We start from the raw sequence: 22,604 nt of genomic DNA on the forward strand, positions 1-22,604 counted from the left end.
TTCGAGGGACACCCCGCGGTCGGCGCTCCTGTGGTTCCGGAGTTGCCGTCGCTGCGATGTGTCCCGATCGCCATGTAGAGGTTCGCAAACCTCGGGCTCGGATACAACCCCCTTCGGGGAGGAATTTTGGATTCTTCGGTGTCGCCTAGCTCACAGCCAGTACTTCTATGGAGTGAAGGGGGCTTGTGCGTTCGAGAAGAAGGAGGAACCCCCCTTCCAGTCACACAATCACACGCAGTGCCCGCCGTACGCCTGTGAAACTGACGCGACTCCTGTCTCCAAGATGGTCCCCGTCGACCTGGAACGGGGCCGGTTCCTCCGAAACCAAGGTGAAGTGTCTGACGTCGTGATAGGAGACGACGTGCTTCCCGGAGGGGCCGCTGGGAGGGGCGCCGTCACTCGAAGTCGTGTACGACCGCAGGATCTGACGGACCGTTCGAGCGGTGCCGAACGCCGTCATCCGGGTGATGCCGAAGACGTCCAGGTCCGTGTCGAAGGAGGCGAGCGGTGAGGGGTAGACCGGACGGTTGCCGAGGAACGTCCAGGGAGAGGTGTTGCTGACTATCGACAGCACCAGGCCCGGAACCCGCTCGTGGCCCGGCAGCTCCAGGGAGACGGGGCCGGAACGGCGCTGCTCACGCTGGGTGAAGTAGTGCCGCAGGGCCTGGCCGACGTACAGGGCGTGGGTGGACTTGCGCCCGGCCCGGCGCTGCTCCTCGACCCGTCCGACCACCCCGGCGTCGAAGCCGAGGCCGGCGGTGAAGGTGAACCAGCGGTCCGGCAGCCCGTCGGTCATCGCCTTGCCCAGCCCGATCGGCCGCTCCCGGCCGTGCTCCAGCGCGTCCAGCAGGGCGCCGGTGGCCTCCACCGGGTCGTTGGGCAGGCCCAGCGCGCGGGCGAACACATTGGTCGAACCGCCCGGCACCACGGCCAGTCGCGGGACCTTCTCGCCCGGGCCGTGCGCCAGCAGCCCGTTCACCACCTCGTTGACGGTGCCGTCCCCGCCCAGCGCCACCACCAGGTCGACCGTGCCGTCCTCCGCCGCCTCGCGGGCCAGGTCGCGCGCGTGGCCCCGGTAGCGGGTCTCGGCGACCTCCAGCTTGAGATCGCTGCGCAGGGCGTGGATCAGGACGTCCCTGGTCCGGCCACTGGTGGTGGTGGCCTTGTGGTTCACGACCAGGAGAGCGCGCATGGGGAAAGCCTACGGGTCGGTACGGAGCAACCGGCGGCTACCCTGCTGGAGTGACCGCAGAAACCTCCGCACCCGTACCCTCGGCCGGATCCGGCCGCCCGGCCTCCCTGACCCTGGGCGCCGCCATCACGGCCCTGGCGGGTGCCGCGCTGGCCGTCGTCGGCGTCTGGGACATGGTGGCCGCGCTGTCCGGCCAGTCCAAGCAGCTGGCTCTGAACGAGTTCGGCGGAGCGGTCATCGTGCTGCTCGGGGTGCTGCCGGTGCTGGCCGCCCGCGCCCTGCTCAAGGAGCGCCGCTGGGGCCGCAGTCCGGCGGTGCTGACCAACTCGATCTGCCTGCCGGTCGGCTACTACATGGCCGAGAGCGGCGGCGCGATGATCGCGGTCGGCGTGCTGGTCGGGGCGCTCGGCCTGGTGGGCATCGGCTGCCTGCTGAACCCGAAGTCGACGGCGGCCCTGTACGCCCCGTCCGAGGACTAGGGGTACAGGGCCGCCGGGGGCTTGAAGCCGGGAGCCTGAGGCCGGGGGCTTGAAGCCGGGGGGACTGAAGGGGCGTCAGTCCTACTCCTCCACCAGGAGCTTCTCCCGCAGCTGGGCCAACGTCCGGGCGAGCAGCCGGGACACGTGCATCTGGGAGATCCCCACCTCGGCGGCGATCTGCGACTGGGTCATGTTCCGGAAGAACCGCAGCACCAGGATCTTCTGCTCCCGGGGCGGCAGTTGGGCCAGCAGCGGCTTGAGCGACTCGCGGTACTCGACGCCCTCCAGCGCCTCGTCGGTCGCGCCCAGGGTGTCCGCGACGGCCGGCGACTCGTCGTCGCTGTCCGGCACGTCCAGGGACAGCGTGGAGTACGCGTTGGCGGACTCCAGGCCCTCCAGGACGTCCTCCTCGGAGATCCCCAGGTGCTCGGCCAGCTCGTGCACCGTGGGGGAGCGGCCGTGCCGCTGGGAGAGCTCGCTGGTCGCCGTGGTGAGCGACAGCCGCAGCTCCTGGAGGCGGCGCGGGACGCGCACCGCCCAGCCCTTGTCGCGGAAGTGCCGCTTGATCTCGCCGACGATGGTCGGCGTCGCGTAGGTGGAGAACTCGACCCCGCGCTCGTGGTCGAAGCGGTCCACCGACTTGATCAGGCCGATGGTGGCGACCTGGGTCAGGTCGTCCAGCGGCTCGCCCCGGTTGCGGAAGCGCCGGGCCAGGTGCTCGACCAGCGGGATGTGCATCCGCACCAGCTGGTTGCGCAGCTCGACCCGCTCCGGGGAGCCCTCGGGCAGTGCGGACAGCCGGACGAACAGCGCGCGGGCGGCCTCCCGGTCCGGGGCGCCGGTGCGGTGCGAGCCCTGGGCGGGCAGGGCGACGTGCGGCTCGACCTCGGCCGGCGACTCGGCCTCGACCGCGGGGTCGGCCTCGACCGCCGGTTCCGTCCCGACGGCCGGGGCCGTCTCGTCCACCGGGTCCGGCGGGGGCGCGGAGGCAGGCGTCGGCTCGGACGTCGGCTCGGTGGGGTGGCTCATCCGCTGGGCGTCCTTCGGGTGCGCTTCGTCGTTGGCGGCGAGGCCGGGAACGCTCGCCTGGGTCGGTACGGCAGGTCCCGCCGTCGCGAGGCCGGTACGGTCCAGATCACTCACGGCCATTCCCCCGTTCCGTTCCGGGAGCACCGGGGCCGGTGGCCCCGGAATCGTCTCGTTGGTCGTACCGCGTGGGTGGCGGTACCGGGAGCCGTCCGTCGGTCCCCTGAGCGGGGGAGCGGCGGACGGCCCTTGCGCGGGTGCTGCTCGGTGCTGCTCGGTCGTGCGGTGCGGTCCGGCGCCCGACTAGTGGGAGGGGGACCCGCCGCGCTTCTTGTGCAGGCTGATCGTCACGGTCCTGTCCTCGGCGACCGAGGAGTCGACCTCGCCGGCCAGGGCGGAGAGCACCGTCCAGGCGAAGGTGTCCCGTTCGGGAGCCTTGCCGTCGGTGGTCGGGGCGGAGACGGTGACCTTCAACGAGTCGCCGACCAGCCGGAACTCGCAGGACAGTACGGAGCCGGGCACCGCCTGCTGGAGCAGGATGGCGCAGGCCTCGTCGACCGCGATCCGCAGGTCCTCGATCTCGTCGAGCGTGAAGTCCAACCGGGCCGCCAACCCGGCCGTCGCTGTTCGCAGGACGGAGAGGTAGGCCCCGGCTGCGGGCAGCCGGACCTCCACGAAGTCCTGAACGCCGAGATCGCCGTCGATCTGGGACACCCTTGCCTCCTGGGTGGCGCGCTGTGCTTTCTTGGTACCCCGCTTGTTACCGCTTGCTACCCCCGAAGGGGGCCCGGCGCCGCGGATCCGCCATCGCTCTGCCTTCCGCACCCCGGTTCGGGAGTTACTCATGGTAAGGCATTGCGACGCAGGGTGGCAGACCCTTTCCCCGGACTCCCGGGAGCCGTTCAGCGCTGCCCGGCGGCGGCCAGCGCCCCGTCGGAGAGCCGGTACACCGTCCACTCGTCCATCGGCACCGCGCCGATCGACTTGTAGAAGTCGATCGAGGGCTGGTTCCAGTCCAGGACCGACCACTCGACCCGGGAGTAGCCGCGCTCGACGGCGATCCGGGCGAGTTCCAGCAGCAGCGCCTTGCCGTGGCCGCCGCCGCGCGCCTCCGGGCGGACGTACAGGTCCTCCAGGTAGATCCCGTGGGTGCCGCGCCAGGTCGAGAAGTTGCGGAACCAGACCGCGAAGCCGACCGGTTCACCGGTGGCGTCGTCCTCGGCGATCAGCCCGAACAGGGCCGGGTTCTCGCCGAACAGGGCCTCGTGCAGCTGCTCCTCGGTGGCCTTCGCCTCGTGCAGGGCCTTCTCGTACTCCGCGAGTTCGCGGATCATGGCGTGGACGACGGGGACGTCGGTGGCGACGGCGGTGCGGATCATGTCCGTGAGCCTACTGCTCGGGACCGGTCTCGTCCCAGGCCTGGAGGGAGGTCTGGTCGATGATCCGGCCGTCCCGCAGACCGGCCATCGAGGACATCAGCACCCGGACGCCGTCCGGGTACCGGCAGGACTCCAGGAAGGCGACGTGGTCGCCCTGGACGACCACCTGTTCCAGTGTGTGGGTCATCTCGCGGCCGTAGACGTCGTCCAGCATGGCGCCGATCTCCTCCCGCCCGTGCATCACCAGGGGGTGGCTGGGCTGGGTCTTGCGGTCGACCATGCGCAGTTCGGCGTCCTCCGCGTAGAGCGCCAGGAGGGCCTCGGCGTCGCGGCGTTCGATGCCCTCGCGCAGTGCGCGGGTGTCGAAGGCGGCGGGGGCCGTCGTGGTGGTCATGATCTCGCTCCTCCGGTCGGGTTCCGTCGGCTCGTACCTTGAGCGTACGCCCGCGGCCGCCCGGACCCGGAGGAGCGGGATCCGGGCCGGTCAGGGGGCCGGCACGGTGCGCAGGTAGGCGGCCAGCGCGCTGATCGCGGCCGGGTTGCGCGGGCTCTCCACCAGGTCGACGTAGTCCATGACGAAGATCCGGCCGTTCCTGACCGCGGCGACGTTGGCCAGCGGCGGGAAGGACATCAGGAACTTCCGCTTCTCCTCGGCCTTCGGCGTCGCGTAGTCGTTGATCACGATCACCTCGGGGTCGCGCTGCACCACGCTCTCCCAGCCGGCCGTGACCCAGCTGTCGGCGAGGTCGCCCATGATGTTGGTCCCGCCCGCCTTGGCGATGATCTCGTTGGCGGCGGCGAACTTCCCGGCGGTGTACGGCTTGTCCTGCCCGCTGTCGTACAGGAAGACGGAGGGGCGGCGCTCGGCCGGCGGGACGGCGGCGATCCGCGCCTTGAAGTCCGCGATCAGCTTGTCGGAGCGGTCCTTGACCTCGAAGATCTCGCCGAGGTTGGCCAGGTCGGTGTAGAGCGCCTCCAGCGGGTCCATCACGCCGCGCTCGGTGCCCTTGCCGCTGCGGCAGGACTCGCTGAGCACGTACGAGTCGACGCCGAGCGCCTTGAAGGCCTGCGGGGTGACGCCGCTGCCCTCGTCGAAGCCGTAGTGCCAGCCGGCGAAGACCAGGTCGGCCTTGGCGTCCAGCGCGATCTCCTTGGTGAGGATCTTCTTGGAGAGCCAGGTGGTCTGCTGGTAGCCGTCCTTCCAGGCGACCTGGTCGATCTTCCCCTTGTCGTCGGGCATCACGTAGCCGGCCATCCGGTCGGCGAGGCCGAGCGAGAGCATCAGTTCGGTGATGTTGACGTCGTTGGTCACCACCCGGGCGGGCTTCTGCGCGAAGGTGAGCTTCTCCCCGCAGTTGTCCACCGTCACGGGGTAGTGGGCGGAGGCGGTGGCGGCCTCCTTCGGGGCGATCTCGGCGCCGCAGCCGACGAGTCCGAGGGCGAGCAGGGCGGTGGCGGCAACGGCCTTGGTGCGCACGGGAGTTCCTTGGGGGGTCAGGGGAGGCGGTCGAAGAGCAGCTGGAGGGCGCCGGTCTCCGGGTGGCGCACCGGGGTGCCCCGGACGCCGAACACCTCGGCCAGTAGGGCGGGTCGGAGCACCTCGTCGGGCGGCCCGGAGGCGACGATCCGGCCGTCCCGCAGGACGTACAGCAGGTCGCAGTGGCCCGCCGCCAGGTTGAGGTCGTGCAGCGCGGTGAGCACCGTCGGACCGGCCTCGCGGGCGAGCGCCAGCACCTCCAACTGGTGCGCGATGTCGAGGTGGTTGGTGGGTTCGTCGAGCACCAGCAGGCGCGGCTCCTGGACCAGCGCGCGGGCGAACAGCACCCGCTGCTTCTCGCCCCCGGACAGGCTCAGGAAGCCCCGCTCGGCGAGGTGCCCGGCCCGGACCTTGCGCAGCGCCTCGGCGCAGCGCCGCTCGTCCCCGTCGACTTGGGCGCCGAAGCCGCGGCGGTGCGGCAGCCGGCCCATGGCGACCACCTCGGCGACGGTGAAGTCGAACTCGGCGGAGTGCTCCTGGGTCAGCGCGGCCACCCGGCGGGCGCTCTCGCGGGCGGTGAGGGCGTGCAGGTCGTCGCCGGCCAGCCGGACCACGCCGCCGGCCGGCTTCAGCACCCGGTAGACGCAGCGCAGCAGGGTCGACTTGCCGCTGCCGTTGGGGCCGATCAGCCCGACCACCTGCCCGGCGGCGGCCGCCAGGCTCACCTCGTGGACCAGCCGGGTGCCGGCCAGCTCCACCGAGACGCCGTCGACGGCGAGGTCCTGGGCGTGCACCGGGGTCGGGTCGGTCGTCGCGGTCACCGGGCACCTCCGAAGGCCTGGCCGCGGCGGCGCATCATCACCAGGAAGGCGGGCACGCCGAGCACCGCGGTGAACACCCCGACGGGCAGTTCGGCGGGCGCCAGCAGGGTGCGCGAGGCGATGTCCACCCAGACCAGCAGCAGCGCCCCGGCGAGCGGCGCGACCACCAGCACCCGGCGGTGCCCTGCGCCGACCAGCATCCGCGCCAGGTGCGGCATCAGCAGCCCGACGAAGCCGATCGCCCCGCTGACCGCGACCACGGTGCCGGTGACGGCGGCGGTCACCACGAACAGCTCGCGGCGCAGCCGGTCCGGGTCCACGCCGAGCGAGGCGGAGGTCTCGTCGCCCATCGCGAGCGCGTCCAGCCGCCCGGCGGTGCAGGCCAGGTAGGCGAGCCCGGCCAGCACGGTGACGGCGGCGATCGGCACCTTGCCCCAGGTGGCGCCGCCGAGGCTGCCGAGCAGCCACATCATGACGTCCCGGGCGGCCTCGCCGCGGTCGGCGGCGAAGACCATCAGGGTGGTGGCGGCGGAGAAGCCGTAGGACAGCGCGGTGCCGGTGAGCACCAGCCGCAGCGGGGTGAGCCCGTACGCGGTGCGGGCCGCGACGTAGACCAGGGTCATGGCGGCCAGCGCGGAGCCGAAGGCGGAGGCGGAGATCGCCCACACCCCGAGCGAGGCGAAGGCGCCGAACAGCATCACGGCATTGGCGCCGACGGCCGCGCCGGAGGAGATGCCGAGCACGAAGGGGTCCGCCAGCGCGTTGCGCACCAGGGCCTGGACGGCGACCCCGCAGGCGGCCAGCCCGGCGCCGACCACGGCGGCCAGCACGGTGCGCGGCAGCCGGATCTCCCAGACGATCGCGTACGCGGCCGCCTCGTCCGCGTCCAGCCGGCCGCCCGTCAGCCCGGCGCCCAGGAGCCGCAGCACCCGGGGCAGGCCGAGCCCGGAGGAGCCGAGGGCGACCCCGCAGACCAGGGAGAGCAGCAGGGCGGCGGCGAGTCCGGCGGCGAGCGGGACGACGGGTATTCGGCGAGCGGGCGGGCCGACTGCACGGTTGACGGGTGCGCGGTTCACGGGTGCGCCTTGCCTCGGGCCGGGAGCGCGCCGGGGCGGGCGCGGGCCGGGGGCGTGCCGGGGCGCCGTTCCCCTCGCAGTCCGCGGCGAGTTGTCGGGAGGTCGGCGGCCGAGGGCGATCGGGCTGGCGCGGCCGTACGGGCGGGTACGGGCCGTGCTCACCGTTGCGGGTCAGCGCCGGATTCGCACCGGACTTCCCCCTCGGACGCCCTGGCAGCATAACAGCCACTCAGGGCAGGCAACCCTTACCTAGCCGGGTCGGACGTGAACGCACGACCGCCCCCGTTCGGCGGTGCGGACGGGGGCGGTCGGGTGGCGACGCGTCAGGCTCAGGCCTGCTTGGTCTCCCAGAAGATCTTGTCGACCTGGGCGATCAGGTCGAGCAGGGCCTGGCCGGTGGCCGGGTCCGTGGACGCCTTGGCGGCCGAGGCGGCCTTCAGGGTGTCGTTGATCAGCTGGTGCAGCTGCGGGTACTTCTCGAAGTGCGGGGCCTTGAAGTAGTCGCTCCACAGCACCGAGATGTGGTGCTTGACGGCCTCGGCGCGCTGCTCCTTGATGATGACGGCGCGGGCGCGGAAGTGCGGGTCCTCGTTGGCCTGGTACTTCTCCTGGGTGGCCTTGACCGACTCGGCCTCCAGCTTGGCCTGCGCGGGGTCGTAGACGCCGCAGGGCAGGTCGCAGTGGGCGTGGACGGTGGCGCGCGGTGCAAACAGACGAGAGAACATGGGAGTCCTTCCTTAGATCGTCTTCCCGCGCCCGAGATTACCCTTCCGCCCTCCCGGTTTCGCGATCGGGCGGTGGGCCTAGGGCGAAAGACGGACCGGGAACCGGCGCAATCCGGACATCGGACGGACGGCGGTCCGTACGGCAGACTGGGGGCGCGAGCGGGGGCGGGAGGAGGAGTCGTGGCGCGGAGCACGCGAGCGGAGGGCGCCGGGGCGGGGGAGCGCGGCCCGGGCGGCGCGCTGCCGTTCGGTCTGGTCGACGTGGCGGGGCCGTCGATGGTCCCGACCCTGCGCGAGGGCGACCGGCTGCTGGTCCGCTACGGCGCGCCGATCCGGCCCGGCGCGGTGGTGGTCTTCCGGCACCCCTTCCAGCAGGACCTGCTGGTGGTGAAGCGGGCCGCCGAGCGCCGGGCCACGGGCTGGTGGCTGCTCTCCGACAACCGCCCGGTGGACAGCGACAGCCGCAGCTACGGCGCCGTCCCGGACGAGCTGGTGCTCGGCCGGGTGCTGCTGCGGCTGCGCCCGAGCCCGGTCTGGCTGGCGCCGGGGCGCCGGCTGGAGCGGCTGCTGCTCACCCCGCGGCTGGCCCGGGTGCCGGGCCTGGCCCGCCGGCTCGGCGCCTGGGTCGAGGAGGTCTAGCGGGCCGCTACGCCCGGGCCGCCGCCTCCGCCTCCAGGCGCTTGCGGGCCCGGTAGGCGGCCACGTTGGCGCGGGTCGCGCAGCGGTCCGAGCAGTAGCGGCGGGAGCGGTTGGTCGAGGTGTCCAGGTAGGCGTTGCGGCAGGGCGCGGCCTGGCAGATGCCGAGCCGGTCGGCGCCCAGCTCGGTGAGGTGGACGGCCAGGCCCATGCAGGCGACCGCGCTGAAGTGGGCGGTGGCGGTGGGGGAGTTGTCGGCCAGGTGCAGGTGCCAGCGCGGCCGCCCGGCGTCGTCCAGGTAGTCGTGCCCGGAGATCAGCGGGCTGACCGGGTACTCCATCAGCAGGCTGTTCAGCAGGTCGACGCCGCGGATCTCGTCCCCGCCGGCGGCGGCCTCGAAGACCCCGCGCAGCCGGGTCCGCACCGCCCGCAGCCGGGGCACGTCGGACTCGTCGGCGAGCGAGCGGGCCCGCGAGGAGTCGGAGAAGAGACCGCGCACCGCCTCCACGGAGGTCAGCGAGTCGGTGCCGCGCTCGGGCTCCTCGGTGTTCACCAGCCGGACGGCGAGATCGGCGTAGGCGGCGAGCTCCACAGGGGTCCTTCCAGGGGGGTCGGTAACGGGCTGACTGCCTCCAGCCTATTACCTGGGCGGGCAAAACGACGGCGCCCGGCAGGAGTGACCTGCCGGGCGCCGGGCGTACGGGCTCAGAGCACCTTGGAGAGGAAGGCCCTGGTGCGCTCGTGCTGCGGGTCGGTGAGCACCTCGCGGGGGTTGCCGGACTCGACCACCACCCCGCCGTCCATGAACACCAGCGCGTCGCCGACCTCGCGGGCGAAGCCCATCTCGTGGGTGACGACCACCATGGTCATGCCCTCCTCGGCGAGGCCGCGCATGACGTCGAGGACGTCGCCGACCAGCTCCGGGTCGAGCGCGGAGGTCGGCTCGTCGAAGAGCATCAGCTTGGGCTTCATGGCCAGCGCGCGGGCGATCGCCACGCGCTGCTGCTGGCCGCCGGAGAGCTGCGAGGGGTAGTTCTTCGCCTTGTCGGCGAGGCCGACCCGCTCCAGCAGGGCCATCCCGCGCTCGCGGGCGTCGGCCCGGCTCTCGCCCTTGACCTGGACCGGCGCCTCCATGACGTTCTCGACGGCGGTCATGTGCGGGAACAGGTTGAAGCGCTGGAAGACCATGCCGATGTCGCGCCGCTTGAGGGCGACCTCGCGGTCCCTGAGCTCGTGCAGCCGGTCGCCCTTCTGCCGGTAGCCGACCAGCTCGCCGTCCACCCAGAGGCGGCCGCCGTTGATCTTCTCCAGGTGGTTGATGCACCGCAGGAAGGTCGACTTGCCGGAGCCGGACGGGCCGATGAGGCAGAACACCTCGCCCTGCCTGACCTCCAGGTCGATGCCCTTGAGCACCTCGACCGGGCCGTACGACTTGTGCACGTTCTCGGCGCGGACCATCGGCTCGCCGGACGCGGCGCCGTCGGCGGGGGACTTGGTCGGATCGGTCATACGTGACCACCTCCCTCGAGCCCCGGGACGACGTCGGCGGTCGTCCTGGGGGCGGGCTTCCCGGCGAACAGCCTCCGCAGCCGCTGCAGCGGGGTGGGCGGGAGGGTGCGGTTGGAACCTCGGGCGTAGTGGCGCTCGATGTAGTACTGGCCGATGGTCAGCACCGAGGTGAAGAACAGGTACCAGAGGCTGACCACGATCAGCAGCGGGATGTTCTGGTAGTTCCGGGAGTAGATGACCTGGCCGGCCCGGAAGATCTCCTCCAGGGAGATCACGGAGACCAGCGAGGTGGTCTTGAGCATCGAGATGGTCTCGTTGCCGGTCGGCGGGATGATCACCCGCATGGCCTGCGGCAGGACGATCCGGCGCATGGTCTGGAACCGGCTCATGCCGAGCGCGTGCGCGGCCTCGGTCTGGCCCTCGTCCACCGACTGGATGCCGCCGCGGACGATCTCCGCCATGTAGGCGGCCTCGTTGAGGCCGAGGCCCAGCAGCGCGGCGACGAAGGTCGGGATCAGCACGTTGGTCTGCTCGGACCAGAACTCCGGCCCCCACGGGACGCCGATCGACAGCTTGGCCCAGATCAGGCCGAGGAAGTTCCAGAACACCAGCTGCACCAGCACCGGGGTGCCGCGGAAGATCCAGATGTAGACCCACGCGACGCCGGCCAGCAGCGGGTTCGGGGACAGGCGCATCACCGCGAGGACGATGCCGCCGACCACACCCATGAGCATGGCGAGCACGGTCAGTTCCAGCGTCACCAGCAGGCCGTGCATGATGCTGTCGTGGAACAGGTACTGACCGACGATGTCCCACTTGAAAGCGGGGTTGGTGAAGAGGGCGCTCACCAGCATCGCCGCGAGTACGGCGATGACGACGGCGCCGGCCCAGCGTCCGGGGTGGCGGACGGGGACGGCCTTGATGGTCTCGGGCCGGCCCTGCTCCGCCGTCCCCTTGTCCAAAGAGTTCACGGTGTGGCCTCGGGGGAGAAGATGGAGCGGACGAGGGTCAGCTGACGGCGCCGTTGACGGTCGAGGTGGTGATGGCGCCGGACTCGACCCCCCACTTGGCGAGGATCTGCTTGTAGGTGCCGTCGTCGATCAGCGACTGGACGGCCCCCTGGACGGCCGGGGTGAGCTTGGAGCCCTTGGCCAGCGCGACGCCGTAGGGGGCCACGCCGTAGGTCTCGCCGACCTTCTCCAGCTGGCCGCCGGACTGCTTGATCGCGTAGTCGACGACCTGGGAGTCGGCCATCATCGCCTGGTCGCGCCCGGAGACCACGGCGTTGGTGACGTCCGTCTGGAGGTCGAACTTGTCGCCGCCGTTCTGGACGCCCGGCTTGCCGGCCTTGGCGCAGTCCGGGTCGCGGGTGTCCTTGATCTCGTCGGCCTGGGTGGTGCCGGTCTGGACGGCGACCTTCTTGCCGCAGAGGTCCTTCGGGTCGATCTTCTCCGGGTTGCCCTTCTTCACCGCGACGGCGCTGCCGGAGTTGAAGTAGGTGACCATGTCGACGATCTGCTCGCGCTCCTTGTTGTCCGTGAAGGACGACATGCCGAGCTGGAACTTGTTCGACTGGATGCCGGGGATGATCGCGGTGAAGCCGGAGTCCTGGACCTCGGCCTTCAGCCCGAGCTTGGCGGCGATGGCGTTGGCCAGGTCGACGTCCATGCCGATGACCTTGCCGCTGTCGTCCTTGAACTCGTCCGGCGCGTACGAGGCGTCGGCGCCGACCAGGAGCTTGCCGGCGGCCTTGACGTCGTCCGGGACGAGCCCGGCCAGCTTGGGGTCGGCCTTGACCTCGTTGACGGTCGCGGAGGCGTTGGGGGCGCCGCTGCTCTCGCTCTTGCTGCTGCTGCAACCGGTCAGCACCAGGGAGACCGAGGCGGCGACCACACCGGCTGCGAAGAGCCGGCTGCGCTGGGTACGGGTGGTCATGAGGGGGATCTCCATCCTGGGGGAGAGAGGTCGGGCGGAGCGCGCCGCGGGAGCGGCGCACCGGAACGGCGAGCCGCGCGGCTCGGTACGGGTGCGTGTCGCCGTACGTCGTCGTACGTGCAGGCCGGGTCGTGCAGTTGCCCGGGCGCGGGGGAGCCGTCCGGGGTTGTACGAGGTACTGCTTCCGCCACCCTCCGCCGAGGTGGACGTTGACCGGACGGCCTCGACCAGTGGCCGGCTCGATCCGAGATGGGGGGAATCCTGCCATCTGATGACAGTCAGGTGGCCCTCATCCAGATCAAAATCGGATAACGAGGGGTCGCGCTGTCCGCTATTCGGACTTATTCCGCGCCCCTGTCACTCTGCGCATAAGTATGCAGATCGGTCCGTGCCGTCCCCGGAGGCCCGCCGCCCCCGCCTCAGATGCCCCCGTTGACCACCGCGTTCTGCGCCGCGCCGGCGCCGACGTTCCACTTGGCCAGGATCTTGTCGTACTCGCCGCTGCGGATCAGCTGGTCGATCGCCCCGGCCAGCACGTCCCGCAGCGGCCCGTCGTCCTTGCGCACCGCGATCCCGTACGGGTTGGAGGTGGACTGCCCGCCGGTCACCTCGAAGCGGGCGCCGCCGTCGGTGGTCTTCGCCGCGTAGGCGGCCACCGGGTAGTCGTTCAGGCCGGCCGCGGCGGCGCCGGAGGCGACCTCGGCCAGCGCCTTGGTGTCGGTGTCCAGCTTGTGCGGGGTCAGCGGGCGGCCGGCCCGGGTGCAGACGCCGACCTGGCGGGTGACGATCTCGTCCTGGGTGGTGCCCTGCTGGAACGCGACGGTCTTGCCGCACAGGTCGTCCAGGCCCCTGATCCCCTTGGGGTTGCCCTTCGGGACGACGATCGAGGTGCCCGCGATGAAGTAGTCCACGAAGTCCACGCCCGGGCCGGTCGGCTTGCCGGTCTCGTCCACCGCGTCCCGGCGCCGGCGGGTGTCGCTGAGCGCGGACATCGCCACGTCGTACTGCTTGGCCTGGAGGTTCGGCACCAGCTTGTCGAAGGGGGTGTCGACGAACTCGACCCGCACGTCGAGGATCCGGCCCAGGGCGGCGGCGAGGTCCGGGTCGAGGCCGGTCGGCTTGCCGTCCGGGCCGCGGAACTCCACCGGGGCGTAGTTGACGTCCATGCCGACCCGCAGCGCGCCGGCCGACCGCTGGGCCTTCGGCAGCTTGCCGCGGAGGTCCTTGACCGGGTCGCCCGGGGCGGCCTGCCCGCCGCCGCAGCCGGTCAGCAGGAGGGCTCCGGCGGCGGCCAGGGCGGCGCCGGCCGGGACCGGACGGAGGGCGTGGCGGACGTGCGGCATGAGGGCGGCTCCTGAGGGAGGGAGGTGGGGCCGCCACGGTGTCGCACGGGTGTACGCGAAATGGCGGACAAGCGATCCTGCCATCCCGCCCTGCCGGGCCCGGCGGCGGGTGTGTCAGAATTCGGTACCGGGTGACCCCCGAACGCTCGAACCAGGCCGACGAGCCCCGACAGGCTCGGGGTGCCCGGGAACGGAAGTCCTCACGCGGCTCCGTATCCGGGGCACCGAATCCCCTTCGGCCTGTGTTCACTCCTGCGGGTGCGCGTGCGCTCATGCCGTTGCCGCCGCCGGAGCCCGGCGCTTCCGACGCCGGGCCCCTGTGACGCGACAGCGCGGCGATGAACCGTACGTGACGAGGACGAAAAGGCATAGGTGCGATGCCTTCCTCCGACCTACGCTCGGCCCGGAAGCACAACGCGGACAACACAGACCCCATACAACCCTCATCCGAGGGCGCCGCCCGACGGCAGCGCCCCGACCCCGACCCCGGGTCCGCTTCGGCGTACCCGGTTTCCGGTTTCCGGACGGGTCGCCCTGCCCGTCGGCCGCGCGTCCTCGCCAGATCAATGACGAAGAGGTCATCGTGGCAGCGGAGATCATTCACAGCAGCACCCAGGACACCGAGGATCCGGTCGACGCGGTCTTCGCGCTCCACCGCGGCGGGAAGATGGAGATCCGGGCGACCGTCCCGGTGCGCGACGCGGACGACCTGTCCCTCGCCTACACCCCCGGTGTCGCCCGGGTCTGCACGGCCATCGCCGAGCAGCCGGAGCTGGTCAACGACTACACCTGGAAGTCCAACACCGTCGCGGTGGTCACCGACGGCACCGCGGTGCTGGGCCTCGGCGACATCGGCCCGCAGGCCTCGCTGCCCGTGATGGAGGGCAAGGCCATCCTGTTCAAGCAGTTCGGCGGCGTGGACGCGGTGCCGATCGCGCTCGACTGCACCGGGGTCGACGAGATCGTCGAGACCGTGGTCCGGCTGGCCCCCTCCTTCGGCGGCGTCAACCTGGAGGACATCTCCGCGCCCCGCTGCTTCGAGATCGAGCGCCGGCTCCAGGAGGCCCTGGACATCCCGGTCTTCCACGACGACCAGCACGGCACCGCGATCGTCACCACCGCGGCCCTGTGGAACGCCGCCAAGGTGACGGGCCGTGAGATCGGCTCGCTGCGGGCCGTCATCTCCGGCGCCGGCGCGGCCGGCATCGCCATCGCCAAGATGCTGGTCGCGGCCGGCATCGGCGACGTGGCCGTCTGCGACCGCAAGGGCGTGGTGTACGAGGGCCGCGGCGACCTCACCGACGTCAAGGCCGAGATCGCCGGGCGGACCAACCGCACCGGTCTCAAGGGCTCGCTGGCCGACGCGATGGCCGGCGCCGACGTGTTCATCGGCGTCTCCGGCGGCACCGTGCCGGAGGAGGTCGTGGCGACCATGGCCGAGGGCGCGTTCGTCTTCGCGATGGCCAACCCCAACCCGGAGATCCACCCCGAGGTCGCCCACAAGTACGCGGCCGTGGTGGCCACCGGCCGCAGCGACTTCCCGAACCAGATCAACAACGTGCTGGCCTTCCCGGGCATCTTCGCGGGCGCCCTCCAGGTCCGCGCCTCCCGGATCACCGAGGGCATGAAGCTGGCCGCCGCCAAGGCGCTGGCCGGCGTCGTGGCCGACGAGCTGACGCCGCAGAAGGTCATCCCCTCGCCGTTCGACGAGCGGGTCGCGCCGGCGGTCACCAAGGCCGTCGCCGAGGCCGCCCGGGCGGAGGGCGTCGCCCGGATCTGACGAGGTGATCGGGGGAGCGCGCCCGCCACGGCGGCCGCTCCCCCGCGTCCCCCCCCGAGCGCCCGGAGGCGAGCGGGGGAGCCGCAGCCGGGACACGCGTCACACCTCCGCGTGGTTCCCGGCCCCGGCCGTCGCGGCTATCGTCCGGGGCATGTTCGCTGCCTACGCCGCACGTACCGACGCCGCCGACCCGCTGAGCGGGCTGGAGCTGGGCGACCTCCCCGAGCCGCAGGCCCGCCCCGGGTGGAGCGTGGTCACCGTCCGGGCCGCCAGCCTCAACCACCACGACCTGTGGTCGCTGCGCGGGGTCGGCCTGCCCGCCGAGCGGCTGCCGATGATCCTCGGCTGCGACGCCGCCGGCGTCGACGAGCACGGCAACGAGGTGGTCCTGCACTCGGTGATCGGCCAGAGCGGCCACGGGGTCGGCCCGGACGAGCCGCGGTCCATCCTGACCGAGCGCTACCAGGGCACCTTCGCCCAGCGGGTCGCGGTGCCCACCTGGAACCTGCTGCCCAAGCCCGCCGGGCTGAGCTTCGAGCAGGCCGCCTGCCTGCCCACCGCCTGGCTGACGGCCTACCGGATGCTGTTCACCAACGCCGGGGTCAAGCCCGGGGACACCGTCCTGGTGCAGGGGGCGGGCGGCGGCGTGGCGACCGCGCTGATCGTCCTCGGCAAGGCGGCCGGCCTGCGGGTCTGGGTCACCGGTCGGGACGAGGCCAAGCGCGCCCGGGCGGTGGAGCTCGGCGCCGACGCGGCCTTCGAGAGCGGCGCCCGGCTGCCCGAGCGGGTGGACGCGGTGCTGGAGACGGTCGGCGCCGCGACCTGGTCGCACTCGGTGAAGTCGCTGCGCCCGGGCGGCACCATCGTCATCTCGGGGGCCACCTCCGGCACCAACCCGAGCTCCGTCGAGCTGAACCGGATCTTCTTCCTGGAGCTCAGGGTGGTCGGCTCGACCATGGGCACCAAGGAGGAGCTGGCCGGGCTGCTCGCGTTCTGCGCCAACACCGGCGTCCGGCCGGTGATCGACTCGGTGCTGCCGCTGGCCGAGGCCCGGGACGGCTTCGCCCGGCTCGCCGAGGGCGACGTCTTCGGGAAGATCGTCCTCACTCCCTGACGGCACCCCGCTCCTGACGGAGCCCCACCCCCTGGCGCCTGCCCGCGGGCGTGCGGCGGCCCGGTGCCTCCCGTGACGGGGGCACCGGGCCGCAGGGGCCGTTCCGGGCTCAGCCGAGCAGCCGCTTCAGCCGCTCGCCCGCGGCGCCCAGCACCGTACGGGCCTCGGCCAGCGTGTCCGCGTTCACCCCGCCGTCCCGGGCCGCGTCGCGGACCTGGTCGCGGAAGCGGTCGAGCAGCCGCTCCAGCTCGCGGGCCGGGTCCCCGGCCGGGTCGGTGGCGGCCCACGGCGGCAGGTCGGCCGGGGTGTCGGACCCGTCCTTGTCCAGGTCGATCCTGGTCACGGTGACCCGCTCGGCGGGCCCGGCCGGAGGCTCCTCCGCGCCGTGGCCCCAGCGGGCCGCGTCGGCCAGGCCGGCCAGGCCCTTGGTCAGCTCGGACAGGCCCTCGGCCAGCCCGGTCGGCCAGTCGCCCTTCGCGGCGTGCTCGCGCACCTGCTGCTCGACCCGGCGCTTGATCCGCAGCGCCTCCTGCTGGGCCGCGGTGCGCGAGGCCTTGGCCTGCTCGCGCAGCCGTCGGGCCTCCGCCTCGGCGGCCTTCGCCTTGGCCTTGGCGGCCTTCTCCTGCTCCCGGGCGCGCTTGGCCTGCTCCTTGGCCTGCTGCTTGAACTGGGCGAACTCCTCCTTGGCGCGCTGCCAGGACTCGTTGTCGCCCCAGGGCCCGGCCCACGGGTCGCCGGGCTCGGTGCGCTCCGGCCCGGGCGCCTGCCGGGCGGCGTTCCACAGCTCCTCGCGCAGGTCCTTGGCGCTGTCCCGGACGTCCTCGCGGATCGCCCCGGCGAGCTGCGCCACGGAGTCCCGGATCTCCACCTCCAGCTCGTCCAACTCGACCTGCCGGGCTTCGAGTTCGGCGCGCCCGGCGTCGGTCAGCCGGTACACCTTGCGGCCGCCCTCGGTGCTGTGGGCGACCAGGCCCTCCTGCTCCAGCTTGGCCAGCCGCGGGTAGACCGTCCCGGCCGAGGGGGCGTACAGGCCCTGGAACCGCTCCTCCAGGAGCCGGATCACCTCGTAGCCGTGGCGCGGGGCCTCGTCCAGCAGCTTCAGCAGGTAGAGGCGGAGCCGGCCGTGGCCGAACACAGGGGTCATCTCAGGCCTCCTTGGTGAGGTTCGGGGTGCCCGGGCCGGCCGGGAGCTCCTTGACCACGACCGGGCCGTCCTCCTCCGCCTCGGGGCGGCGCAGCACGGTGACCGCGCCGGAGACGGTGGTGACGTGGAGGCTGCCGCGGCCCTCGCCGAGGCGGCCGGAGATCTTCTTGGCGCCCCAGGTGCTGCTCATCTGGAGCTCCTCGAAGGTGCTGGAGACGTCGCCGCTGGTGGAGCCGGCCTCGACGGTGGCGTCGGCCAGCGAGGGGATCCGGATCACGACGGCGCCGCTGACGGTGTTGACCTTGACGTCGGTCTCGCCGGCCACGTCGAGGTCCAGGGTGACGGCGCCGGTGACGGTGTTGGCCTGGACCCGGTCGGCGGTGCCGGCGATCACGGTGAGCTGCCCGGAGACGGTGTTGACCTTGAGCCGGCCGCCGACCGCGTGGGCGTCCACGTCGCCGGTGACGGTGCCGGCCTCGATCTGGCCGGTGACCCCGGCGAGGGTGGTGTCGCCGTTGGCGCTCTGCACCGAGACGTGCCCGCTGACGCCGCTGACGGTGGTGTCGGCCGACACGGTGCCGACCTTGACCTCGACCTCGGTCGGGACGGTCACCGTCACGGCGGCGATCCGCTTGCGCTTGAAGGAGCCGAAGAGGTCCTTCACCGAGCCGACCGACTTGAGCCGGTCGCCGAACTCGCCCCAGCTGTGGATGTCCTTGTAGGTGACCGTCAGGACGCCGTCCACCAGGGTCACGTGCAGGGGCTCGCCGGCCAGCTCGGTGACCTCCAGGCGGGTCGGGCCCTCGGCCGCCACCACGTTCACCGTGCCCTCGATGGTCCGCACGTGCAGCGCGCGCACCGGCTCGTCGAAGGTGATCCTCTCGGTGCCCTCGACCGTCCACTGGCTCATGTCCGTCGCCTCCCGTTGTCGATCGCGATGTATCGCGTTCTCTTCTAAAGACGATATATCGCGTGCTGGCAGAGTCAAGCGCCCCGACCCCCGAACCCGACCCCGATCCGACCCCGATCCGTCCCCGACCCGTCCCCGAGTCCTCCCCTACGAGGCCCCCGGGGTTCCGCATCCCTCCGGACCCTCCGCACCCTTCAGCACCCTTCCGCACCCGGACACGCGCGAGGCCCGGGAGGCGGTTGCCTCCCGGGCCTCACGACGGCCGTCACCGGGTCACTCGTCGTCCTCGTCGTCGAGCCGCGCCAGCCAGGTGGCCAGCCGCTCGACCGGGACCTCGAAGTCCGGGTTGAGGTCGACGAAGGTGCGCAGCTGCTCGGCCAGCCACCCCAGGGTGACCTCCTCCTCGCCGCGCCGGTTCTCCAGCTCCTCGATGCCTCGGTCGGTGAAGTACACGGTTCGCTCCGGTCCGGTGGGGATTGACCTGGTCAGGATAGTCCGGGCCGGTCGGCCGTCGTACCGGCGGTGGCCCGGCGAACGCCCGCGGCCCCGCCCTCCCGGTGGGGAGGACGGGGCCGCGGGTGTGGAGAGCGTCGGGCTTCGGCGCGTCAGAGCGCGAAGACCTCCTCGACCAGCGCCTGCTGCTCGGCGGCGTGCCGCTTGGCCGAGCCGACCGCCGGGGACGAGGCGGCGGTACGGGCGACGCGGCGCAGACGGGCGTCGCCGCCGGTGCGGCCGATGACGACCTGGAGGTGGTCGACCAGGTTCATCGCGATGAACGGCCAGGCACCCTGGTTGGCCGGCTCCTCCTGCGCCCAGACGAACTGGACGTTGTCGCCGTAGCGGGCCAGCTCCTCCTGGAGCTCGGCCACCGGCAGCGGGTAGAGCCGCTCGACCCGGACGATCGCGGTGTCGGTGACGCCGCGCTCGGCGCGGGCCGCCGCCAGGTCGTAGTAGAACTTGCCGGCGGTGATGACCACCTTGCGGACCTGCGCCGGGTCGACGGTGGAGTCGCCGATGACCGGGCGGAACGAGCCGGACAGGAACTCCTCCGCCGCACTCGCCGCGGCCTTCAGACGCAGCATCGACTTCGGGGTGAAGACGACCAGCGGCTTGTGGTGCGGGTTGTGCGCCTGCCAGCGCAGCAGGTGGAAGTAGTTCGACGGCAGGGTCGGCATCGCGACCGTCATGTTGTCCTGCGCGCACATCTGCAGGAAACGCTCCGGACGGGCGGACGAGTGGTCCGGTCCCTGGCCCTCGTAGCCGTGCGGCAGCAGCAGGGTGACGCCGGAGTGCTGGCCCCACTTCTGCTCGGCGGAGGCGATGTACTCGTCCACCATGGTCTGCGCGCCGTTGACGAAGTCGCCGAACTGCGCCTCCCACATGACCAGCGCGTTCGGGCGGGTCAGCGAGTAGCCGTACTCGAAGCCCATGGCCGCGTACTCCGACAGCAGGCTGTCGTAGACGGTGTAGCGGGCCTGGTCCTCGGTGAGGTACTGCAGCGGGGTGTAGTCCTCGCCGGTCTTGCGGTCGATCAGGACGGCGTGCCGCTGGCCGAAGGTGCCGCGGCGGCTGTCCTGGCCGGCCAGGCGGACCGGGTGGCCCTCCATCAGCAGCGAGCCGATGGCGAGGGTCTCGCCCATCGCCCAGTCGATGGTGTTGTCCTCGACCGAGGCGGCGCGGCGCTGCAGCTGCGGCAGCAGGCGCGGGTGGACGGTCAGCCAGTCCGGGTGGTTGACCTGCGAGGCGGCGATCCGCTTGACCATCTCCTGGGAGATGCCGGTCTGGATGCTGACCGGGAAGTCGGCCTGCGGCTTGCCGGCGGTGGCGTCGGCCGGTGCCTGGGCCGCGTCGCGGACCTCGGCGAAGACCTTCTCCAGCTGGCCCTGGAAGTCCTGGAGCGCCTGCTCCGCCTCTTCCATGGTGATGTCGCCGCGACCGATCAGGCCCTCGGTGTACAGCTTGCGCACCGAGCGCTTCTTGTCGATCAGGTCGTACATCAGCGGCTGGGTGAACGACGGGTTGTCGGCCTCGTTGTGACCGCGGCGGCGGTAGCAGATGAGGTCGATCACCACGTCCTTGTGGAACGCCTGGCGGAACTCGAAGGCGAGCCGCGCGACGCGGACCACGGCCTCCGGGTCGTCGCCGTTCACGTGGAAGATCGGGGCCTCGATCATGCGGGCCACGTCGGTGCAGTACATCGAGGAGCGCGAGGACGCCGGGGCGGCGGTGAAGCCGACCTGGTTGTTCACCACGACGTGCACGGTGCCGCCGGTGCGGTAGCCGCGCAGCTGCGACATGTTCAGGGTCTCCGCGACGACGCCCTGGCCGGCGAAGGCCGCGTCGCCGTGGACCTGGATCGGCAGCACCGGGAAGGTGGTGCCGCCCTGGTCCAGGATGTCCTGCTTGGCGCGGGCGATGCCCTCGACGACCGGGTCGACCGTCTCCAGGTGGGAGGGGTTCGCGGCGAGCGAGACCTTGATGGTCTCGCCGTCCAGGCCGGTGAAGGTGCCCTCGGAGCCCAGGTGGTACTTGACGTCGCCGGAGCCGTGCATCGACTTCGGGTCGAGGTTGCCCTCGAACTCGCCGAAGATCTTGCCGTACGGCTTGCCGACGATGTTGGCCAGCACGTTCAGGCGGCCGCGGTGGGCCATGCCGATGACGGCCTCGTCGAGGCGGTGCTCGGCGGCGGAGTCGATGGTCGCGTCCAGCAGCGCGATCAGCGACTCACCGCCCTCCAGCGAGAAGCGCTTCTGGCCGACGTACTTGGTCTGCAGGAAGGTCTCGAAGGCCTCGGCCGAGTTCAGGCGGCGGAGGATCCGCAGCTGCTCCTCGCGCTCGGGCTTCGCGTACGGCTTCTCCAGGCGCTCCTGCAGCCACTTGCGCTGCTTCGGGTCCTGGATGTGCATGTACTCGATGCCGACGGTGCGGCAGTACGTGTTGCGCAGCAGGCCGAGGATGTCGCGGAGCTTCATCATCTTCTGGCCGCCGAAGCCGCCGACCGCGAACTCGCGCTCCAGGTCCCACAGGGTGAGGCCGTGGGTGGTGACGTCCAGGTCGGGGTGCTTGCGCTGCTTGTACTCCAGCGGGTCGGTGTCGGCCATGAGGTGGCCGCGGACCCGGTAGGAGTGGATCAGCTCCATGACGCGCGCGGTCTTGTTGACCTCGTCGTCGTGGGTGGTGGCGACGTCGGTGGCCCAGCGGACCGGCTCGTACGGGATCCGCAGCGACTCGAAGATCTCGTCGTAGAAGCCCTTCTCGCCGAGCAGCAGGCGGTGGATCTCGCGCAGGAACTCGCCGGACGCCGCGCCCTGGATGACGCGGTGGTCGTAGGTCGAGGTCAGCGTCATGATCTTGGAGACGCCCAGCCGGGACAGGGTCTCCGGGGCGGAGCCCTGGAACTCGGCCGGGTACTCCATGGCGCCGACGCCGACGATGGTGCCCTGGTTCTGCATCAGGCGCGGCACGGAGTGCACGGTGCCGATGCCGCCGGGGTTGGTCAGCGAGACCGTGACGCCGGTGAAGTCGTCCATGGTCAGCTTGTTGGCGCGGGCCCGGCGGACGATGTCCTCGTAGGCCTGCCAGAAGCCGAAGAAGTCGAGCGTCTCGGCCTTCTTGATGGCCGCGACGACCAGCTGGCGGTCGCCGTTCGGCTTGACCAGGTCGATGGCCAGGCCGAGGTTGACGTGCTCCGGCTTGACCAGGAAGGCCTTGCCGTTCTCCACCTTGTAGCTGTAGTTCATGCCCGGGGCGGCCTTGATGGCCTGGACCAGGGCGTAGCCGATCAGGTGGGTGAAGGAGACCTTGCCGCCGCGGGCGCGCTGCAGGTGGTTGTTGATGACGATGCGGTTGTCGATCAACAGCTTCGCCGGCACGGCGCGGACCGAGGTCGCGGTCGGCACCTCCAGCGAGGCGTCCATGTTGGTGGCGACGGCCTTGGCCGGGCCGCGGAGCTGGATCAGCTCGGGGCCGGCGGCGGCAGCGGGCTCGGCCGGCGCCGGGGCGGCGGCCTTGGGGGCCGGGGGCGCGGCGGGCGCGGCGGCGAGCGGAGCCGGGGCGGC

General features: G+C 71.9%; 22 protein-coding genes and 1 riboswitch. Of the genes, 4 read left to right on the forward strand and 18 right to left on the reverse strand.

Features of this window, described 5'->3' with window-relative positions; all coding sequences use genetic code 11:
• Positions 1-220: 220 nt before the first annotated feature.
• Entirely contained in the window at positions 221-1,192 is a 972-nt protein-coding gene (locus ACFCY1_RS34225; protein WP_074001417.1) for a diacylglycerol kinase family protein, read from the reverse strand.
• Positions 1,193-1,242: 50 nt separating this feature from the next.
• On the opposite strand from ACFCY1_RS34225, the gene ACFCY1_RS34230 reads away from it, so the two are divergent.
• Positions 1,243-1,671 carry a hypothetical protein gene (locus ACFCY1_RS34230; RefSeq protein ID WP_049649428.1) on the forward strand — a complete coding sequence of 143 codons (429 nt, stop codon included), beginning with the start codon at positions 1,243-1,245 and terminating at the stop codon, positions 1,669-1,671.
• A gap of 81 nt (positions 1,672-1,752) precedes the next feature.
• On the opposite strand, the gene ACFCY1_RS34235 is transcribed toward ACFCY1_RS34230, so the two are convergent.
• The 8 genes from ACFCY1_RS34235 to sodN form a co-directional block, all read right to left on the reverse strand.
• Positions 1,753-2,820, reverse strand: coding sequence for a SigB/SigF/SigG family RNA polymerase sigma factor (locus ACFCY1_RS34235; protein WP_375877107.1), 1,068 nt, complete (start codon positions 2,818-2,820; stop codon positions 1,753-1,755).
• 180 nt (positions 2,821-3,000) lie between these two features.
• A complete protein-coding gene (locus ACFCY1_RS34240; protein WP_049649429.1) occupies positions 3,001-3,411 on the reverse strand; it encodes an anti-sigma regulatory factor in 411 nt (136 codons plus the stop codon).
• Between the two features lie 188 nt (positions 3,412-3,599).
• Positions 3,600-4,076 (reverse strand): GNAT family N-acetyltransferase, encoded by a 477-nt coding sequence (locus ACFCY1_RS34245; RefSeq protein ID WP_049649430.1) that lies wholly within the window; start codon positions 4,074-4,076, stop codon positions 3,600-3,602.
• Between the two features lie 10 nt (positions 4,077-4,086).
• On the reverse strand, positions 4,087-4,470 hold the full coding sequence (locus ACFCY1_RS34250) for a nuclear transport factor 2 family protein (protein ID WP_049649431.1): 384 nt from the start codon (positions 4,468-4,470) through the stop codon (positions 4,087-4,089).
• Between the two features lie 90 nt (positions 4,471-4,560).
• Positions 4,561-5,553, reverse strand: coding sequence for an ABC transporter substrate-binding protein (locus ACFCY1_RS34255; protein WP_375877108.1), 993 nt, complete (start codon positions 5,551-5,553; stop codon positions 4,561-4,563).
• 17 nt (positions 5,554-5,570) lie between these two features.
• Entirely contained in the window at positions 5,571-6,374 is an 804-nt protein-coding gene (locus tag ACFCY1_RS34260; protein ID WP_234348192.1) for an ABC transporter ATP-binding protein, read from the reverse strand.
• Positions 6,371-7,450, reverse strand: coding sequence for an iron ABC transporter permease (locus ACFCY1_RS34265; protein WP_074001420.1), 1,080 nt, complete (start codon positions 7,448-7,450; stop codon positions 6,371-6,373). Before ACFCY1_RS34265 ends, ACFCY1_RS34260 begins: the two co-directional genes overlap by 4 nt.
• Before the next feature lie 122 nt (positions 7,451-7,572).
• Positions 7,573-7,698, reverse strand: a riboswitch (cobalamin riboswitch).
• An 81-nt stretch (positions 7,699-7,779) separates the two neighbouring features.
• On the reverse strand, positions 7,780-8,175 hold the full coding sequence (gene sodN, locus ACFCY1_RS34270; RefSeq protein ID WP_049649434.1) for a superoxide dismutase, Ni: 396 nt from the start codon (positions 8,173-8,175) through the stop codon (positions 7,780-7,782).
• A gap of 276 nt (positions 8,176-8,451) precedes the next feature.
• Here sodN and sodX point away from each other — a divergent pair, with 276 nt between their 5' ends.
• On the forward strand, positions 8,452-8,814 hold the full coding sequence (gene sodX, locus ACFCY1_RS34275; RefSeq protein ID WP_082345175.1) for a nickel-type superoxide dismutase maturation protease: 363 nt from the start codon (positions 8,452-8,454) through the stop codon (positions 8,812-8,814).
• Between the two features lie 7 nt (positions 8,815-8,821).
• Here sodX and ACFCY1_RS34280 read toward each other — a convergent pair whose 3' ends face one another.
• From ACFCY1_RS34280 to ACFCY1_RS34300, 5 genes are all read right to left on the reverse strand, one after another.
• Entirely contained in the window at positions 8,822-9,403 is a 582-nt protein-coding gene (locus ACFCY1_RS34280; protein ID WP_049649436.1) for a CGNR zinc finger domain-containing protein, read from the reverse strand.
• Positions 9,404-9,516: 113 nt separating this feature from the next.
• Positions 9,517-10,320, reverse strand: a complete 804-nt coding sequence (locus ACFCY1_RS34285; protein ID WP_375877109.1) for an amino acid ABC transporter ATP-binding protein — start codon at positions 10,318-10,320, stop codon at positions 9,517-9,519.
• Positions 10,317-11,291, reverse strand: a complete 975-nt coding sequence (locus tag ACFCY1_RS34290) for an amino acid ABC transporter permease (protein ID WP_049649438.1) — start codon at positions 11,289-11,291, stop codon at positions 10,317-10,319. The genes ACFCY1_RS34285 and ACFCY1_RS34290 overlap by 4 nt, the downstream gene beginning before the upstream one ends.
• Positions 11,292-11,328: 37 nt before the next feature.
• On the reverse strand, positions 11,329-12,255 hold the full coding sequence (locus tag ACFCY1_RS34295) for an ABC transporter substrate-binding protein (RefSeq protein ID WP_063780035.1): 927 nt from the start codon (positions 12,253-12,255) through the stop codon (positions 11,329-11,331).
• 419 nt (positions 12,256-12,674) lie between these two features.
• Complete coding sequence (locus ACFCY1_RS34300) at positions 12,675-13,598, reverse strand: ABC transporter substrate-binding protein (RefSeq protein ID WP_074001423.1); 924 nt, start codon at positions 13,596-13,598, stop codon at positions 12,675-12,677.
• A gap of 583 nt (positions 13,599-14,181) precedes the next feature.
• Between ACFCY1_RS34300 and ACFCY1_RS34305 the strand changes: the two genes are divergently transcribed.
• Both ACFCY1_RS34305 and ACFCY1_RS34310 read left to right on the forward strand, forming a co-directional pair.
• Positions 14,182-15,378: an NADP-dependent malic enzyme gene (locus ACFCY1_RS34305; protein WP_049649441.1), complete on the forward strand. Its 1,197-nt coding sequence runs from the start codon at positions 14,182-14,184 to the stop codon at positions 15,376-15,378.
• 151 nt (positions 15,379-15,529) lie between these two features.
• Positions 15,530-16,492 (forward strand): zinc-binding dehydrogenase, encoded by a 963-nt coding sequence (locus ACFCY1_RS34310; RefSeq protein WP_049649442.1) that lies wholly within the window; start codon positions 15,530-15,532, stop codon positions 16,490-16,492.
• Between the two features lie 109 nt (positions 16,493-16,601).
• On the opposite strand, the gene ACFCY1_RS34315 is transcribed toward ACFCY1_RS34310, so the two are convergent.
• The 4 genes from ACFCY1_RS34315 to ACFCY1_RS34330 all read right to left on the reverse strand — a co-directional run.
• Positions 16,602-17,636, reverse strand: a complete 1,035-nt coding sequence (locus ACFCY1_RS34315) for a helix-turn-helix transcriptional regulator (protein WP_375877110.1) — start codon at positions 17,634-17,636, stop codon at positions 16,602-16,604.
• Position 17,637: 1 nt separating this feature from the next.
• On the reverse strand, positions 17,638-18,546 hold the full coding sequence (locus ACFCY1_RS34320; RefSeq protein WP_049649444.1) for a DUF4097 family beta strand repeat-containing protein: 909 nt from the start codon (positions 18,544-18,546) through the stop codon (positions 17,638-17,640).
• A gap of 273 nt (positions 18,547-18,819) precedes the next feature.
• Positions 18,820-18,999, reverse strand: a complete 180-nt coding sequence (locus ACFCY1_RS34325; protein WP_049649445.1) for a DUF6104 family protein — start codon at positions 18,997-18,999, stop codon at positions 18,820-18,822.
• A 152-nt stretch (positions 19,000-19,151) separates the two neighbouring features.
• The coding region (locus ACFCY1_RS34330; RefSeq protein WP_375877111.1) for a multifunctional oxoglutarate decarboxylase/oxoglutarate dehydrogenase thiamine pyrophosphate-binding subunit/dihydrolipoyllysine-residue succinyltransferase subunit at positions 19,152-22,604 on the reverse strand (3,453 nt) is incomplete at its 5' end.

Origin of the sequence: Kitasatospora sp. NPDC056273 (assembly GCF_042268845.1) — a bacterium.
Lineage (GTDB): Bacteria > Actinomycetota > Actinomycetes > Streptomycetales > Streptomycetaceae > Kitasatospora.

Excerpts from the sequence above, each read along its gene's own strand:
- ACFCY1_RS34250 (WP_049649431.1), bottom strand. The coding sequence starts at position 4,470 with ATGACCACCACGACGGCCCCCGCCGCCTTCGACACCCGCGCACTGCGC.
- ACFCY1_RS34235 (WP_375877107.1), bottom strand. The coding sequence starts at position 2,820 with ATGGCCGTGAGTGATCTGGACCGTACCGGCCTCGCGACGGCGGGACCT.
- ACFCY1_RS34320 (WP_049649444.1), bottom strand. The coding sequence starts at position 18,546 with ATGAGCCAGTGGACGGTCGAGGGCACCGAGAGGATCACCTTCGACGAG.
- ACFCY1_RS34295 (WP_063780035.1), bottom strand. The coding sequence starts at position 12,255 with ATGACCACCCGTACCCAGCGCAGCCGGCTCTTCGCAGCCGGTGTGGTC.
- ACFCY1_RS34300 (WP_074001423.1), bottom strand. The coding sequence starts at position 13,598 with ATGCCGCACGTCCGCCACGCCCTCCGTCCGGTCCCGGCCGGCGCCGCC.
- ACFCY1_RS34315 (WP_375877110.1), bottom strand. The coding sequence starts at position 17,636 with ATGACCCCTGTGTTCGGCCACGGCCGGCTCCGCCTCTACCTGCTGAAG.
- ACFCY1_RS34225 (WP_074001417.1), bottom strand. The coding sequence starts at position 1,192 with ATGCGCGCTCTCCTGGTCGTGAACCACAAGGCCACCACCACCAGTGGC.
- sodN (WP_049649434.1), bottom strand. The coding sequence starts at position 8,175 with ATGTTCTCTCGTCTGTTTGCACCGCGCGCCACCGTCCACGCCCACTGC.
- ACFCY1_RS34310 (WP_049649442.1), top strand. The coding sequence starts at position 15,530 with ATGTTCGCTGCCTACGCCGCACGTACCGACGCCGCCGACCCGCTGAGC.
- ACFCY1_RS34285 (WP_375877109.1), bottom strand. The coding sequence starts at position 10,320 with ATGACCGATCCGACCAAGTCCCCCGCCGACGGCGCCGCGTCCGGCGAG.
- sodX (WP_082345175.1), top strand. The coding sequence starts at position 8,452 with ATGGTCCCGACCCTGCGCGAGGGCGACCGGCTGCTGGTCCGCTACGGC.
- ACFCY1_RS34245 (WP_049649430.1), bottom strand. The coding sequence starts at position 4,076 with ATGATCCGCACCGCCGTCGCCACCGACGTCCCCGTCGTCCACGCCATG.